14 protein-coding genes are annotated in these 15,060 nt (G+C 75.9%); 9 read left to right on the forward strand and 5 right to left on the reverse strand.

Translation table 11 applies throughout. From position 1 onward, the window contains the following. Window positions 1–57: 57 nt before the first annotated feature. The gene (gene aroA, locus RLT57_RS25605; RefSeq protein ID WP_311299611.1) at window positions 58–1,293 is read left to right on the forward strand and encodes a 3-phosphoshikimate 1-carboxyvinyltransferase; all 1,236 of its coding nucleotides are present in this window, start codon (window positions 58–60) and stop codon (window positions 1,291–1,293) included. A gap of 664 nt (window positions 1,294–1,957) precedes the next feature. Here aroA and iolD read toward each other — a convergent pair. The 5 genes from iolD to RLT57_RS25630 are packed head-to-tail and all read right to left on the reverse strand — an operon-like array spanning window position 1,958 to window position 7,506. Continuing rightward, complete coding sequence (gene iolD, locus RLT57_RS25610) at window positions 1,958–3,799, reverse strand: 3D-(3,5/4)-trihydroxycyclohexane-1,2-dione acylhydrolase (decyclizing) (RefSeq protein ID WP_311299612.1); 1,842 nt, start codon at window positions 3,797–3,799, stop codon at window positions 1,958–1,960. After that, a complete protein-coding gene (gene iolB / locus RLT57_RS25615) occupies window positions 3,796–4,674 on the reverse strand; it encodes a 5-deoxy-glucuronate isomerase (RefSeq protein ID WP_311299613.1) in 879 nt (292 codons plus the stop codon). The genes iolD and iolB overlap by 4 nt, the downstream gene beginning before the upstream one ends. Next, window positions 4,671–5,630: a 5-dehydro-2-deoxygluconokinase gene (iolC, locus tag RLT57_RS25620; RefSeq protein WP_311299614.1), complete on the reverse strand. Its 960-nt coding sequence runs from the start codon at window positions 5,628–5,630 to the stop codon at window positions 4,671–4,673. Before iolC ends, iolB begins: the two co-directional genes overlap by 4 nt. After that, window positions 5,627–6,475: a TIM barrel protein gene (locus RLT57_RS25625; RefSeq protein WP_311299615.1), complete on the reverse strand. Its 849-nt coding sequence runs from the start codon at window positions 6,473–6,475 to the stop codon at window positions 5,627–5,629. The genes iolC and RLT57_RS25625 overlap by 4 nt, the downstream gene beginning before the upstream one ends. Beyond that, the gene (locus tag RLT57_RS25630; protein WP_311300865.1) at window positions 6,472–7,506 is read right to left on the reverse strand and encodes a Gfo/Idh/MocA family protein; all 1,035 of its coding nucleotides are present in this window, start codon (window positions 7,504–7,506) and stop codon (window positions 6,472–6,474) included. The genes RLT57_RS25625 and RLT57_RS25630 overlap by 4 nt, the downstream gene beginning before the upstream one ends. 194 nt (window positions 7,507–7,700) lie before the next feature. Between RLT57_RS25630 and RLT57_RS25635 the strand changes: the two genes are divergently transcribed. The 8 genes from RLT57_RS25635 (at window position 7,701) to RLT57_RS25670 (ending at window position 15,005) form a co-directional block, all read left to right on the forward strand. Further along, the gene (locus RLT57_RS25635; RefSeq protein ID WP_311299616.1) at window positions 7,701–8,468 is read left to right on the forward strand and encodes a GntR family transcriptional regulator; all 768 of its coding nucleotides are present in this window, start codon (window positions 7,701–7,703) and stop codon (window positions 8,466–8,468) included. A 407-nt stretch (window positions 8,469–8,875) separates the two neighbouring features. Then, window positions 8,876–10,024, forward strand: coding sequence for an ROK family glucokinase (locus RLT57_RS25640; protein WP_311299617.1), 1,149 nt, complete (start codon window positions 8,876–8,878; stop codon window positions 10,022–10,024). Beyond that, window positions 10,021–11,010, forward strand: a complete 990-nt coding sequence (locus RLT57_RS25645; RefSeq protein WP_311299618.1) for a hypothetical protein — start codon at window positions 10,021–10,023, stop codon at window positions 11,008–11,010. The genes RLT57_RS25640 and RLT57_RS25645 overlap by 4 nt, the downstream gene beginning before the upstream one ends. Before the next feature lie 34 nt (window positions 11,011–11,044). Beyond that, window positions 11,045–12,358, forward strand: coding sequence for an alpha/beta fold hydrolase (locus RLT57_RS25650; protein WP_311299619.1), 1,314 nt, complete (start codon window positions 11,045–11,047; stop codon window positions 12,356–12,358). 129 nt (window positions 12,359–12,487) lie between these two features. Next, window positions 12,488–13,120, forward strand: coding sequence for an MBL fold metallo-hydrolase (locus RLT57_RS25655; protein WP_311299620.1), 633 nt, complete (start codon window positions 12,488–12,490; stop codon window positions 13,118–13,120). Between the two features lie 50 nt (window positions 13,121–13,170). Then, entirely contained in the window at window positions 13,171–13,950 is a 780-nt protein-coding gene (locus RLT57_RS25660; RefSeq protein ID WP_311299621.1) for an exodeoxyribonuclease III, read from the forward strand. A 98-nt stretch (window positions 13,951–14,048) separates the two neighbouring features. After that, window positions 14,049–14,423, forward strand: a complete 375-nt coding sequence (locus RLT57_RS25665) for a DUF6278 family protein (RefSeq protein ID WP_311299622.1) — start codon at window positions 14,049–14,051, stop codon at window positions 14,421–14,423. A gap of 330 nt (window positions 14,424–14,753) precedes the next feature. Further along, complete coding sequence (locus tag RLT57_RS25670; RefSeq protein ID WP_093738535.1) at window positions 14,754–15,005, forward strand: TfoX/Sxy family DNA transformation protein; 252 nt, start codon at window positions 14,754–14,756, stop codon at window positions 15,003–15,005. Window positions 15,006–15,060 lie beyond the last annotated feature (55 nt).

Genomic DNA, 15,060 nt, shown 5'->3' on the forward strand with positions numbered 1-15,060 from the left:
CTAGACTCACCGCGGGGCCGAGACGGGCCCCTCCCCGAGCCGCCAGGAGGCACTCCCGTGACCGTCGTCGCCGTACCCGGCTCCAAGTCGGTGACCGCCCGCGCGCTGTTCCTGGCGGCGGCAGCAGAAGGGACGACCGTACTGCGCCGCCCGCTGCTCTCCGACGACACCGACGGCTTCGCGGCCGGCCTGACCGCGCTCGGCTACCGCGTCGAGCGCGGCACGGACTCCTGGCACGTCACCGGCCGCCCCGCGGGCCCCGCCGCCGACCGGGCCGAGGTCTACTGCCGGGACGCCGCCACCGCCGCCCGCTTCCTGCCCGCCCTGGCCGCCACCGGCACCGGCACCTTCCGGTTCGACGCCTCCGCCCAGATGCGGCGCAGGCCCGTCGCCCCCCTCACCGGGGCGCTGCGCGCCCTCGGGGTGGACCTCGTCCACGAGGAGGCCGAGGGCCACCTGCCGCTCACCGTGGTCGCGGCCGGCATCAAGGGCGGCGCGATCGACCTCGACGCGAGCCTGTCCTCGCAGTTCCTGACCGCGCTGCTGCTCACCGGCCCGCTGACCGGGCAGGGGCTGCGGATCAACGTCACCGGCATCGTCTCGGTGCCCTACGTCGAGATCACGCTGGCGATGATGCGGCGCTTCGGCGTGGAGGTGACCCGCGAGGGCGACACGTTCGTGGTGCCGCCCGGCGGCTACCGGGCCGTCGACTACCCGGTCGAGCCGGACGCCTCCACCGCGAGCTACTTCTTCGCCGCCGCCGCGCTGTCCGGCCGCAGCGCGACCGTACCGGGCCTGGGCGCCGACGCCCTCCAGGGTGACCTCCGGTTCGTCGACGTGCTGCGGCGGATGGGCGCCCGCGTCGAGACCGGCCCGGACGCCACCACGGTGACCGGCACCGGGCGGCTCACCGGGGTCACCGTCAACATGCGGGACATCTCCGACACGATGCCCACCCTCGCCGCCATCGCCCCCTTCGCGGACGGCCCGGTCCGGATCGAGGACGTCTACAACACCCGGGTGAAGGAGTGCGACCGGCTGGAGGCGTGCGCGGAGAACCTGCGCCGCCAGGGTGTCCGGGTCGGGACCGGCCGCGACTGGATCGAGATCCACCCCGGCACCCCCGCCCCGGTGGAGATCGCCTGCCACGCCGACCACCGCATCGCCATGAGCTTCGCGGTGGCGGCCCTGCGCACCCCCGGGACCACCCTGGACGACCCGGGCTGCGTGAAGAAGACCTTCCCGGGTTTCCACGAGTTCTTCGCGGGCGTCCGCTCGGAGTGGGGCGTCTAGGGCCCTGCCGTGCGGATCTGCGCGGCTCAGGGAAACGGGGTCCTCCGGCGCGTTGCGGCTGCGCGGCGGAGGGGGGAGGCGGTCTGCCGTGTCGCCGGTTGGCGGGGACGCGGCGGACGCGCGGGCCGGGACCCGCGGCGCCGCGCGGATGCGCGCGGCAGGTCCCGGCGGCGCCCGCCGCCGGGACGGGCCCGGGGTGTGTGTACGCACCGGTCCGGCGTGCGCTCGGGCCCGGGTCGCGCGCGCACAACCGGTTAAGCCGCACGGTCGGGGCGACGGGGCGGGGCGCGCCGGGGGGAAACGTTCCCGCTCGGGGCGGCGGGCGAGCGGTCCCCGCGTGGTGCCGTTCGCTCACCCCGTCCCCCGTCCCCCGTCCCCCGTCCCCCGTGCTCCGGGGGCCGCCGGCCGCGCCCGGCGGGCCTGCCGACCCCGCCGGGCGGCCTGCCGGGCGCAAGGTCCGCTGGCCGCCCCCCCGCCCTGACCCGGGCGGCCGCCGGCTGCGGCCCTTCGACGGCACTACTGCGCCCGGCTGCGTACAACTCCTGTACGCAGCGGGGCGGTTCGGTCACCGCGCGGAGTACCCGGGGCCCGGCCGCCGGTTCACCGTTCCGGCGCCCGCGGACCCGGTCCGGGCTCCCCGTCAAACCCGGGCCCGGACCCCCGGTCACAGGCGCGGGCGGGGGCCGGCCGGCCGGGACGCCTCGTAGGCGTGGCGGGCGGCCCGCGCGGCGGGGCGGGCGGCGATTTCGGCGACCGGCACGTCCCACCACGCCCCGGCCGGCGGGCCCGGCCGGGAGGGGTCGGTCTCCACGTACGTGGCCGTCGGGCGCGGGGAGTCGCGGGCGGCGGTGAGGACCGCCCTGAGCTCCTTGGCGGTACGGGCGGTGAAGACCTCAAGGCCGAGGCTGGCCGCGTTCGCGGCGAGGTCGACCGGCAGCGGCGCACCGGTGTAGGAGCCGTCCGGGGCCGGCCGGCGGTAGGCGGTCGCGAAGGACTCCGCGCCGACCTGCGCCGACAGGCTCCCGATAGAGGCGTAGCCGTGGTTCTGGACGATGACGAGGTTGACCGGGATGCCCTCCTGGACGGCGGTGACGATCTCCGTCGGCAGCATCAGGTACGTCCCGTCGCCGACCAGCGCGAACACCTCGCGGTCGGGGGCGGCCAGCTTCACGCCGATCGCGGCCGGGATCTCGTAGCCCATGCAGGAGTAGCCGTACTCCACGTGGTACTGCTCCGGGTCGCGGGCCCGCCACAGCCTGTGCAGGTCGCCGGGGAGCGAACCGGCCGCGTTGACCAGCACGTCCCGGTCGGCGAGGACCGCGTCCAGCGCGCCGATCACCTCGCCCTGCGAGGGCGGCCCGTCGCCGTCACCGGCGAACACCGCGTCGGTACGGGCCCGCCACCGGGCCACCGGGTAGCCGTGCGGCGGCAGCCGGTGCCCCGCCAACTCCCGCGTGAGCGCCTCGATCCCGGCCCGCGCGTCACCGAGCAGCGCCAGACCGGCCAGCTTGTGGGCGTCGAAGGAGCCGATGTTGAGGTTGACCAGCCGCGCGCCGGGCGCGAAGAGCGAGCCGGAGGCGGTGGTGAAGTCCGTCCACCGGGTGCCGACGCCGAGCACCACGTCCGCCTCCCGGGCCGCCGCGTCGGCCGGAGCGGTGCCGGTGTGCCCGATGCCGCCGAGGGCCTGCGGGTGGTCCCAGCGCAGCGACCCCTTGCCGGCCTGGGTCTCGCCCACCGGGATGCCGGTCGCGGCCGCCAACCCGGCCAGGGCGGGCCCGGCCTCGGAGTGCCGTACGCCGCCGCCGGCCACGATCAGCGGCCTGCGGGCGGCCCGGATCAGCGCGGCGGCCTCCGCCAGCGCGACGGCGTCCGGTACCGGCCGCCGCACCGGCCACACCCGCTCGCGGAACAGCTCCTGCGGCCAGTCGTACGCCTCCACCTGCACGTCCTGCGGGAGCGCCAGGGTCACCGCGCCGGTGTCGACCGGGTCGGTCAGCACCCGCATCGCCTGGAGCAGCGAGGCCGGCAGCATCTCCGGGCGCCAGATGCGGTCGAAGAAGCGGGAGACCGGCCGCAGCGTGTCGTTGACCGACACGTCGTACGCCCAGGGCACTTCGAGCTGCTGCAGCACCGGGTCGGCCGGGCGGGTGGCGAAGACGTCACCGGGCAGTAGCAGTACCGGCACCCGGTTGACGGTGGCCAGCGCGGCGCCGGTGACCAGGTTGGTGGCGCCGGGGCCGATCGAGGTGGTGCAGGCCATGGCGGACAGCCGGTGGTTCATCCGGGCGAAGCCGACCGCCGCGTGCACCATCGCCTGTTCGTTGCGGCCCTGGTGGAACGGCATCGCGTCCCGGCCCGCCTCCAGCAGCGCCTGGCCGACCCCGGCGACGTTGCCGTGGCCGAAAATGCCCCACATGCCGGCCACCGCCCGGTGCCGTACGCCGTCCCGCTCGGTGTACTGCGCGGCCAGGAACCGGACCAGGGCCTGGGCTACGGTCAGTCTCATGAGGGCGCTCCTTCGCGGCCGGGCGCCCGGTACAACGGCAGCCGGGGGTCGGTGGGCCGGGCCGCCCAGCCGGCCCGGACCCCGGCGTGCGCGGGGTCGTCGCTGGTCCGCCAGGCGCGCACCGCGTCGGGGCCGGCCATCACGTTGAGGTAGTACATGTCGTAGCCGGGCACCGCCATGCTCGGGCCGTGCCAGCCGTCCGGGATCAGCACGGCGTCGCCGGACCGGACTTCGGCCAGCAGGTCGCCGCCGCCGGCCCGCGAGGGGTAGACCCGCTGGTAGCCCAGCGCGGCCGGGCCGCCGCCGAACTCGTAGTAGTACACCTCCTCCAGGCGCGACTCGCCCGGCCCGCACTCGTCGTGCTTGTGCGGCGGGAAGGACGACCAGTTGCCGCCCGGGGTCAGCACCTCCACCGCGATCAGCCGGTCGCAGTCGAAGACGTCGGCGGCGGCGAAGTTGTTGACCTGCCGGCTCGCCGCGCCCGCGCCCCGCAGCTCCACCGGCACGTCCGCGGCCGGACCGTAGCGCGCGGGCAGCCGCCGGCCGCACCGCGCCCCGGCCAGCGCGAACCGGCCGCCCGCCGACGACTCCAGCCGCGCAAGGCAGTCGCGGGGCAGATAGGCGAAGTCGCTGACGCCGGAGAAGACGTCGGGCCGGCCGCGCAGCTCGAACAGGCCGCCGTCGCCGGTGCGGACCGCGCAGGCGCCGGCCAGCGGCAGCACGATCCACTCGCTGTCGCCGGTGGCCAGGGCGTGCGTGCCGCCGGGCGGCAGGGTCAGGACCCGCAGGGCGCAGTGCCCCCACCCGGCGGAGGCCGGGTCGATCCACAGGTCGTAGCCGTCCTTGGCGGCGCTGCCCGCCGGCAGGTGCGTCATGCGCGCTCGGCCTCCCGGTCCAGTACCGTGTCGATCTCCGCCCGGGTCGGCATCGCGTCCGCGCAGGCCAGCCGGGAGGCCACCAGCGCGCCCGCCGCGTTGGCGGCCCGCAGTACGTCCGGCAGCGGGTCCCCGGCCAGCAGGCCCGCGCACAGCGCGCCGCCGAACGCGTCGCCCGCGCCGAGGCCGTTGACCGCCTCGACCGGCACCGGCGGCACCGCGTACGACTCCCGGGCGGTGCGGCCCAGTACCCCCGCCGGGCCCCGCTTGACCACCGCCGTGCGCACCCCGTGGCGCAGCAGCAGCCCGGCCGCCTCCTCCGGGTCCCGGCTGCCCACCGCCACCTCCGTCTCCGCGGCGTTGCCCACGGCCAGCGTGGCGTACGACAGCGCGCGGGCGTACAGCTCGGGGGCCCGTGCCGGGTCCGCCCAGAAGCCGGGGCGCCAGTCGAGGTCGAACCACACCTCGCCGCCCGCCCGCTCCGCCAGCGCGGCGAACACCGTCGAACGGGTGGGCTCGACCGCCAGCGCCGAACCGGTGATCCACAGCACCCGGGCCGACCGCAGCGCTGCCCGGTCCAGCCGGTCCGGGGTCAGGCACTGGTCGGGCGCGACCGGGCGGCGGTAGAAGTAGAGCGGGAAGTCGTCCGGCGGGAACAACTCGCAGAATGTGACGGGGGTCTGCACGCCGGGCACGGTCGTGACGAGCGCGTCGTCCACCTGGAAGCCGCGCAGCGCCGACCGGACGTAGCCGCCGAACGGGTCGTCGCCGACGCCGCTCAGCAGCGCCGTCCGCAGCCCCAGCCGGGCCCCGGCCACCGCGACGTTCCCCGCGGTCCCGCCCAGCGACTTCGCGAACGACCGCACCTCGGCCAGGCCCACCCCGCTCTGCTCCGGGTAGAGGTCGACACCCACCCGGCCCAGGGTGATCACGTCGTACCCCGGCTCCGGGCTCAACGCGCCGCCAGCCAGTCCAGGCAGGCCCGCACATCGGCCGACGGGCCCTGGCCGGGCGGGGGTTCCGCGCTGAGCACGGTGTCCTGCTCCATGACGTACCAGCCGTCGTATCCCGCGGCCTCCAGCGCGCCGACCAGCCCGCCGAGGTCCACGTCCCCCTCACCGAACCGGCGGTAGAGGCCGGCGCCGACCGCGGCGGTGTACGAGGTGCGGCCGGCGCGGACGTCGGCGGCCACGGACGCCGACACGTCCTTGAGGTGGACATGGGCGACCCGGTCGGCGGCGCGGCCGGCCAGCGCCACCGGGTCCGTACCGCCGACGAGCAGATGGCCGGTGTCGAGGCAGAGGCCGACGGAGCTGCCCTCCAGCACCCGGTCCACCTCGGCGGGACCCTCCACGACCGTGCCGACATGGGGGTGGAGGGCCGCGGTGACGCCCAGCGAGGCGGCCAGCGAGGCGACGGCGTCCAGCCGGGCCAGCAGGGTCCGCCAGCCGGCCGGGGAGACCTCGGGGCGGGCGTCGTAGCCGTCCTGCCCGGTGGCGGCGGCGAGCACCAGGGTGCGGGCGCCGGCCGCGGTGAAGCGGTCGAGCGCGGCCCGCACGCCCGGCAGCGGATCGTGGCCCGGTTCGTGCAGCACGGCGGGGACGAAACCGCCGACCGCGGTCACCCCGCGGGCCGCCAGCAGCGGGCCCGGCAGGAAGCCGTCGGGGCCGAACTCACTCGCCGTCAGGCTCAGCCCGGCCATCTCCTCCAGTACCCGCTCAGGCGTCAACTGGTGGCCCCAGCCCGGGACTTCGCACACGCCCCAGGAGATGGGGGCGCCCGCGATCCGGTTCCGCCTCACGTCACCACCCCGATCCGCTCGCCCGGCCGCACCGCCGACTCCATCTCGGCCACCCGCACCGGGCGCCGTTCGCGGCGCGACACCTCGCACGCCTCGGCCACCAGCAGCGCCCGCAGCGCGTCCCGACCATCGCAGGGATTGGCGGCCTCGCCGCGCGCGACGCGCACGAACGCGTCGATCTCGGCCCGGTAGGCGGACCCGAAACGCTCCAGGAAGCCGGTCCAGCCGTCCGGCCGCCCACCCGGCGCGCCCGGTTCGACCGAGGTCAGCGGCGCCCGCGGCCCGCCGCCCACCGTCAGCTGGTCCTCGGTCCCGGCCAGCTCCATCCGCACGTCATACCCGGCGGCGTGGTAGCGGGCCGCGGTCGCCGTCGCCAGCACCCCGCCCTCCAGGGTGAGCAGCGCGGTGGCGGTGTCCACGTCGCCCGCGGCCCGGAAGTAGTCCGCGCCCACGTTCGCCCCGGTCGCGTACACCTCGGTGATCTCGCGGCCGGTGACCCAGCGCAGGACGTCGAAGTCGTGGATCAGGCAGTCCCGGTACAGGCCGCCGGACAGCGGCACATACGCCTCGGGCGGCGGCTGCCCGTCGGAGCTGACGGTCCGTACGGTGTGCAGCCGGCCCACCCGCCCGGCCCGCAGCGCCGCGCGGGCGGCCAGGTAACCGGGGTCGAAACGCCGCTGGAAGCCGACCTGGAGCACACCGCCGGCCCGGTCGACCGCCCGCAGCGCGGCGAGGGTGCCCGGCAGGTCCACGGCGACGGGCTTCTCGCAGAACACCGGGACACCGGCGCGGGCCGCCGCCGCGATCTGCCCGGCGTGCGCGGCGGTCGCGCTGGCGATCACCACCGCGTCGGGGCGGCCGGCCCACAGCGCCTCCACCGGACAGGCGGTGCCGCCGTGCGCCGCCGCGAGCCGCCGGGCCCGCGCCGGATCGGCGTCCGCCACCAGCAGCCCGCCGACCTCCGGGTGCGCCGCCAGCGTCGCGGCGTGGAAGGCGCCGATCCGCCCGGCGCCGAGAAGTCCGATCCGCATCCCCATGTCTGCCCCCTGCCCTTTCGGAACCCCTTCGGAACACCGGCCATGGACCACCGGCATCGGACCACCGGAGCGACGGGGGCGCGTCGGCTGCGCTCGCTCCCCACCTTCCGCGCCGCCCCGCGCCCTGTCAACGTATTGTCCGGACATAAGGACTTCCGGTCATGATGCCCTCCCGATACCCTCCCCTCGTGCCCAAGCACGAGCCGACGCACGATTCCGCCCTGTCGCGCCTGGCGGTCGACCGGGCGAGCCCGGTACCGCTCTACTTCCAGGTCGCCCGGCAGCTGGAAGCCGCGATCGAGGACGGCGCGCTCACCCCCGGCAGTCTGCTCGGCAACGAGGTCGAGCTGGCCGCCCGGCTCGGCCTGTCCCGCCCCACCGTGCGCCAGGCCATCCAGTCGCTGGTCGACAAGGGCCTGCTGGTACGCCGCCGCGGTGTCGGCACCCAGGTGGTGCACAGCCGGGTCGCCCGCCGGCTGGAGCTGAGCAGCCTGTACGACGACCTGCTCGCCGCCGGACTGGACCCGACCACCCGGGTGCTGCGCAACACCCGGGCGCGCGCCCCCGCCGACGTGGCCGCCGCGCTCGGCCTGCCGGAGTCCGGGCAGGTGGCGGTGGTGCACCGGGTGCGGCTGACGCAAGGCGAACCGATGGCGTACCTGTGCAACTACCTGCCCTGCGACCTGCTGGAACTGGCCGACGGCCAGCTGGAGGCCACCGGGCTCTACGCGCTGATGCGGCACCGCGGCATCACCCTGCACAGCGCCCAGCAGACGGTCGGCGCCCGCACCGCCACCGACGAGGAGTGCCGGCTGCTCGCCGAACCGCCCGGCGCCGCGCTGCTGACCATGCAGCGCACCACGTACGACGACCGGGGCCGCCCGGTGGAGTACGGCAGCCACCTCTACCGGGCCTCCCGTTACGCCTTTGAGTTCCGGCTGCTGGTCCGCGGGTGACCGCCCGCCTCTCCCGCGCCCCACGGTCGCCCCACCTCTTGACGGATACCCGGCCCGCCGGAAAGGTCCCTCGGAACACTTCCTGAACACTTGCCCCGGACCCCGTGCGGCGCTCCGTCCCCGGCCGCGACGGGAACGGCACGGCGAACGGCACGGCGAACGACGAGGAGGGCACAGAAGGCACGGAAGGGCGGAAGCGGGCGGTGCCGGCGGGGTTGACCGCTTCGTGCCGGCCGGGCACGGCATGCTGACCGGTGGCCCCACCGAGGAGGACATTACGCTGGACCCCGCCGACCCGGGAGATGGCCGGCGCCGACGAGCCCGACCAGCCGATCCACGAACTGAGCCGTACACCGTCCGACGCCGCGTCGTACGGTACCGGACCGCACCGACCCGGAGAGCAGCGCTTGAGTGCCAACCGTGAACGCGTCTACCGCGGCGGTGCCGCCCGTGCCACGGTGTGGCAGAGCGTCGGCATGCGCGACCGCAGGGAGCGCCGCTCGCACCTGACCGCGCCGCGCGTCCCCACCGTCGGCATCGACATCGGCGGCACCAAGGTGATGGCCGGGGTGGTGGACGCCGACGGCGTCATCCTGGAGACGATCCGCACCGAGACCCCGGACAAGTCCAAGAGCCCCAAGGTCGTCGAGGACACCATCGTCGAGCTGGTGCTCGACCTGTCCGAGCGGCACGACGTGCACGCGGTCGGCATCGGCGCCGCCGGCTGGGTGGACGCCGACCGCTCCCGGGTGCTGTTCGCCCCGCACCTGGCCTGGCGCGACGAGCCGCTGCGCGAACGCCTCGCCGACCGGCTGCTGGTGCCGGTGATGGTCGACAACGACGCCAACACCGCCGCCTGGGCCGAATGGCGCTTCGGCGCCGGCCGCGGTGAGAGCGACCTGGTGATGATCACCCTCGGCACCGGCATCGGCGGCGCCATCCTGGAGGACGGCCGGGTCAAGCGCGGCCGGTACGGGGTGGCCGGCGAGTTCGGCCACATGCAGGTGGTGCAGGGCGGCCACCGCTGCGCCTGCGGCAACCGCGGCTGCTGGGAGCAGTACAGCTCCGGCAACGCCCTGGTCAGGGAGGCCCGCGAGATGGCCGCGGCGGACTCCCCGGTCGCCTACGGGATCATCGACCGGGTCGGCGGCAGCATCCGGGAGATCACCGGGCCGCTGATCACCGAACTGGCCCGCGAGGGCGACCCGATGTGCGTCGAGCTGTTCCAGGACATCGGGCAGTGGCTCGGCATCGGCATCGCCAACCTCGCCGCCGCGCTCGACCCGTCCTGCTTCGTCATCGGCGGCGGTGTCAGCGCCGCCGATGACCTGCTGATCAACCCGGCCAGGGACGCCTTCCGGCGCAACCTCACCGGCCGCGGCTACCGGCCCGAGGCGCGTATCGTCAAGGCCGAACTGGGCCCGGAGGCCGGTATGGTCGGGGCCGCCGACCTGGCGCGGCTGGTCGCCCGCCGCTTCCGCCGCGCCAACCGGCGGCGCGTCGAGCGGTACGAGCGCCACGGCCGGGTCTACGGAGGGCAGGAGGCCGACTCGTGACGACGACCCCCGACCGGCGTACCGCGCCCGCCCCCGGGGCGGAAGCGGACGACCGGGCGGCGGGCGCGCCGGCCGACCCGGCCGACCCGGCCGACCCACCGGACGCCGCCCACCCACCAAATCCGGCCGGCCCGGCGGACGCGGCGGATCCGCCCGCCGCGACCGGTGAGCCGGTCCTGCCGCGCGGGCGGCCCGGATCCACCGGGCTGCCCGAACCGCGCGACCCGTTCGACGCGTCCCATGCGACGCAGGCACCGGCGCCGCCCGTCCAGTCCGACGATCCGACCGCCACCGCCACCGGCGGCACCGCGGCGCCCGCCGCCGCTCCTTTCGCCGCTCCTGTCACCACCGACCCCCCACCCGACGACCAGCCCGAGCAGATGAGCACACCACAGACGTTCCCCTCACAGCACCCCGCCGGCGTCCAGCGCGCCCGGCGGGGCCCCCGTCCGCCGCGCGACGCCCCCCGCTGGGTCCGCTGGACCGTGCTCCCGCTGCTGGTCCTGGTGCCCATCGGCTACGTCGCCGTCTCCGCCGAGCAGAGCCGCGACAGCGGTGAGGACAAGCAGCAGGAAGCCGCCGTCCGGCACCTGACCCGGGCCAAGCCCAGCTCGCTCCAGCAGCGCATCTACCAGGTGCCCTTCCCGGCCGGCGCCCGCAACCAGGGCTACCTGGAAACCAACTCCTGGGACGTCAGCGTGCTGTTCGCCCAGTTCACCACCACCGCCGGCGGCCTCGACACCTTCCTGGCCAAGACCGGCACCAGCCGCACCGCCCTGCGGCCGGGCCACGACACGATCACACCGGTCCGGGCGGCACGGGCCGGCTGGGACTTCACCGTCCACCGCAGCTACGCGGGGATCGCCCTGCACCAGGTCGGCGACAAGCCCGACCACGACATCATGGTGGATCTGACGGACCCCGACGCCCCGAGCGTGTACGTCGTGTCGACCGTCAACTTCCAGCACGGCTTCGGGGGCGGGTGACCCCACCCCCGCCTTCACTCGATAGCGTGAGGCGATGAGCGAGACGACCGACCAGGCCGCCACCACGTACGACGCGTTCAACGACGGGTTCGACGAACGTGACGACCTGCTGCAGCCCCCGCTGCAGTACCGCTTCGACGGGCCCGACGACGCCCCGGTGCTCGTGCTGGGCCCCGCGCTGGGCGCGACCTGGCACATGTGGGACCGCCAGCTGCCGCAGCTCAGCGACGAGTGGCGGGTCCTGCGGTACGAGCTGCCCGGCCACGGCGGCGCGCCCGCCGACCCCGCCTACTCCGTCGACGACCTGGCCCGGCGGCTGCTGGCGGTCCTCGACGACGAGGGCATCGACAGCTTCGGCTACGCCGGCTGCGGCCTCGGCGCGGCCATCGGCGCCCGCCTCGCGCTGCTGCGGCCGGACCGGGTGGCCGCGCTCGCCCTGGTCTCGGCCGCCGCCCGCTACGGCACCGCCGACACCTGGCGGCAGCGCGGTGTCGGGGTCCGGGCCAACGGCCTGGACCGCACCGCCCACTCCACGCCCGAGCGGTGGTTCACCGAGGCGTTCCTGGCCACCCAGCCCGCGATCACCGCGTGGGCGGTGCAGATGGTCAGGAGCACCGACGCCGCCTGCTACGTCGCCGCCTGCGAGGCGCTGGCCGCCTTCGACATCCGCGACACCGTCGGCAGCATCTCCGTGCCGACCCTGGTGGTGGCCGGCGCCGACGACACCGAGACGCCGCCCGCCGACGCCCGGCTGCTGGTCGCGGGCATACCCGACGCCCGGCTCGCGGTCGTCCCCGCGACCGGGCACCTGGCGCCCGTCGAGGAGCCGACCGCCGTCGGCGACCTGCTCGCCCACCACTTCCGGACCGCCTGGTCCGACCACGCCCCCGCGGCCCTGCCCTTCGCCCCCGCCCCGCCGCCGGTGGCGCCGCGCGCCGCCGCGCCCGCGGCGCCGCCCGCCGGGCCGGACCACTACGCCGAGGGCGTCCGGCTGCGCCGCGAGCTCACCGGGGACGCCGAGGTCGCGGCGGCGCTGGCCCGCGCGGAGGACTTCGGCGCCGACTTCGAGGCGCTGGCCACCCGCTACGCCTGGGGCGAGGTCTGGGGCCGGCCGGGGCTGGACCGCCGCACCCGCAGCTTCGTCACCCTCGCCGCGCTGACCGCGCTCGGCCAGCTCACCGAGGTCGCCGAGCACACCCGCGCGGCCCTGCGCAACGGCCTGACGCCCGCCGAGATCGAGGAGACGCTGCTGCACACCGCCGTCTACTGCGGGCTGCCTGCCGCACGGGCCGCGATCGACGCCGCCAGGACCGTGATCCGGCAGGAGACCGGCGGCGGCACCCCGTGAGCGGCCGGCACCGCGGTCCGGGGCGGCCGGGCCGGTCCGGGCCGCCCGGTCCTGACGGGCGGGCCCGCGGCGGGCCCGCGGCGGGCCCCGGACGGGCGGGGGCGGGGGCGCGCGTAGCAAGATAAAGGCATGAAGCTGACCAAGAAGCGGCATGCCTGCGTTCGTCTGGAAAAGGACGGCCGCACCCTCGTCATCGACCCGGGCGCCTTCAGCGAGGAGGACGCCGCGGCCGGCGCCGACGTCATCCTCGTCACCCACGAGCACCTCGACCACTTCGACGAGGACCGGCTGCGTACCGCCCTGGAGGCCAACCCGGCGGCCGAACTGTGGACGCTCGCCAGCGTCGCCGACCAGGTCTCGGCGGCGTTCCCCGGCCGGGTGCACACCGTCGGCCACGGCGACACCTTCACCATCGCCGGGTTCGACGTCCAGGTGCACGGCGAACTGCACGCGGTGATCCACCCCGACATCCCGCGGATCACCAACGTCGGCTACCTGGTGGACGGCTCGGTCTTCCACCCCGGCGACGCGCTGACCGTGCCGGGCCACCCCGTCGACACCCTGCTGCTGCCCGTGCACGCGCCCTGGAACAAGATCTCCGAGGTCATCGACTACGTGCGCGAGGTCAAGCCGCGGCGCGCCGTCGACGTGCACGACGCCCTGCTCGCCGACCTGGCCCGGCCGGCCTACGACAGCCAGATCGGCGCCCTCGGCGGCGCCGAGCACCTGCGGCTCACCCCGGGCGACACCGCGCGGGCCTGACACCGGACCGCCACGGCCGGCTGTCGGACCCAGCCGCTAGGTTGGCAGGCATGCGCATCGCGACCTGGAACGTCAACTCGATCACCGCCCGCCTGCCGCGGCTGCTGGCCTGGCTGGAGAGCAGCGGCACGGACGTGCTGTGCGTCCAGGAGACCAAGTGCACCGACGAGCAGTTCCCGTACGCCGCGCTGCGCGAGCTGGGCTACGAGGCCGCGGTGCAGGCCACCGGCCGGTGGAACGGCGTGGCGGTGATCTCCCGGGCCGGCCTGGCGGACGTCGTGCGCGGCCTGCCCGGCGGCCCGCGGTACGAGGAGGTGGCCGAGCCCCGGGCGGTCGCCGCGACCTGCGGGCCGGTCCGGGTCTGGTCGGTCTACGTGCCCAACGGCCGCGAGGTGGACCACCCGCACTTCGCGTACAAGCTGGCCTGGCTGGAGGCGCTGCGAGCCGCCGTCGCCGGGGACGCGGCGGGGGAGCGGCCCTTCGCGGTCCTCGGCGACTACAACGTGGCACCCACCGACGACGACGTCTTCGACCCCGCGTTCTTCGAGGGCCTCACCCACGTCACCCCCGCCGAGCGGGCCGCGCTCGCGACACTGCGCGGCGCCGGCCTGACCGACGTGGTGCCGCGCCCGCTCAAGTACGACCACCCGTACACGTACTGGGACTACCGGCAGCTGGCCTTCCCCAAGAACCGGGGCATGCGCATCGACCTGGTCTACGGCAACGCGCCGTTCGCCACGGCCGCCACCGACGCGTACGTCGACCGCGAGGAGCGCAAGGGCAAGGGCTCCTCCGACCACGCGCCGGTGGTGGTCGACCTGGACCTCTGATCGCCGCCCCGCGCCGCAGGTCATATACCGGCCTCGGTCGGGCACACATCGGGTGCTTCCTGTGGTCGGCCGGGGCCGGGAGTGCCAGGCTGGAGCGCATGGACATCTCCCCGGACGGCACCGGCATCGCCGAACTCCTCGCCGAATGCGAGCTGCTGCGAGCCCGCGCCGCCGACGACGGGGTCGAACTCGACAACTTGGAAGGCTCGCTGGCCGCCCTGGACCAGCTGGTGCCCAGCTGGCGCGACGACCCCGAGGCGCTGGCCGAACTCGGCAACGACGCCGGCCTCTACCTCGGCACGGTCGTCGTGCACACCGTCCCCGGCGCCGCCTGGCAGATCTGGCCCGACGGCCGCCCGACGGTCCGCCTCGCCTCCGGCCGCGAGATCGACACGGTGGAGATCGGCCACAGCTGGGCCGACAGCGGCAGCCCGGAACTCTCCCAGATCCTCGCCGAGGCCGCGGAGGACTAGGGTCCGTCGGGTGGATCTCCGCGGGTGGATCTCCGCGGGCCGGGGAGCGGGGTCCGGTGCGTGCGAGGCCGGGGAGGGGGCCTCGTTGGTGTGTCGTCGGCCGGCGGGAACGCGGCAGGTGCGCCTGCCGGGGCCCGCGACGCCGCGCGGATCCACACGACGGACTCCAGGGCCGGGCCCGCCCGCCGGAGGCGGGTCGGCATCCGCCGCGCCGCCGTCACCGCCGCGGGGGACCGACCCGGGCGTGTCAGCCGCCGATGCCGGGCCGCGTGCCGCCGCGCGTGCATGATGGCGCCGAACGCACCCACCAGCTTGTACCGGAGGCACCACGTGGACTCCCTTCAGCAGCTGCCGAACATCGGGGCGGTACTCGCCGACCGCCTGCGCCGGGCGGGCGTCGACGACGCCGGCGAACTGCGCCGGCTGGGCTCCGGCCGGGCCTACGAGAAGATCAGCCCCGACCTGCCCGAGGACGCCCGCACCCACACCCTGCTCGCCCTGGAGGGGGCGCTGCGCGGCATGCGGTGGACCGCCATCCCGCAGACCGAACGGGACACCCTGGTCCACCGCGTCCTGGGCTGACCGGTCCGCAGGCCCGGCCGGGCCGGCCCGGCCTTTCCCCGGCCGACCGCGGCCC

This window comes from Streptomyces sp. ITFR-21 (assembly GCF_031844685.1).
GTDB lineage: Bacteria > Actinomycetota > Actinomycetes > Streptomycetales > Streptomycetaceae > Actinacidiphila.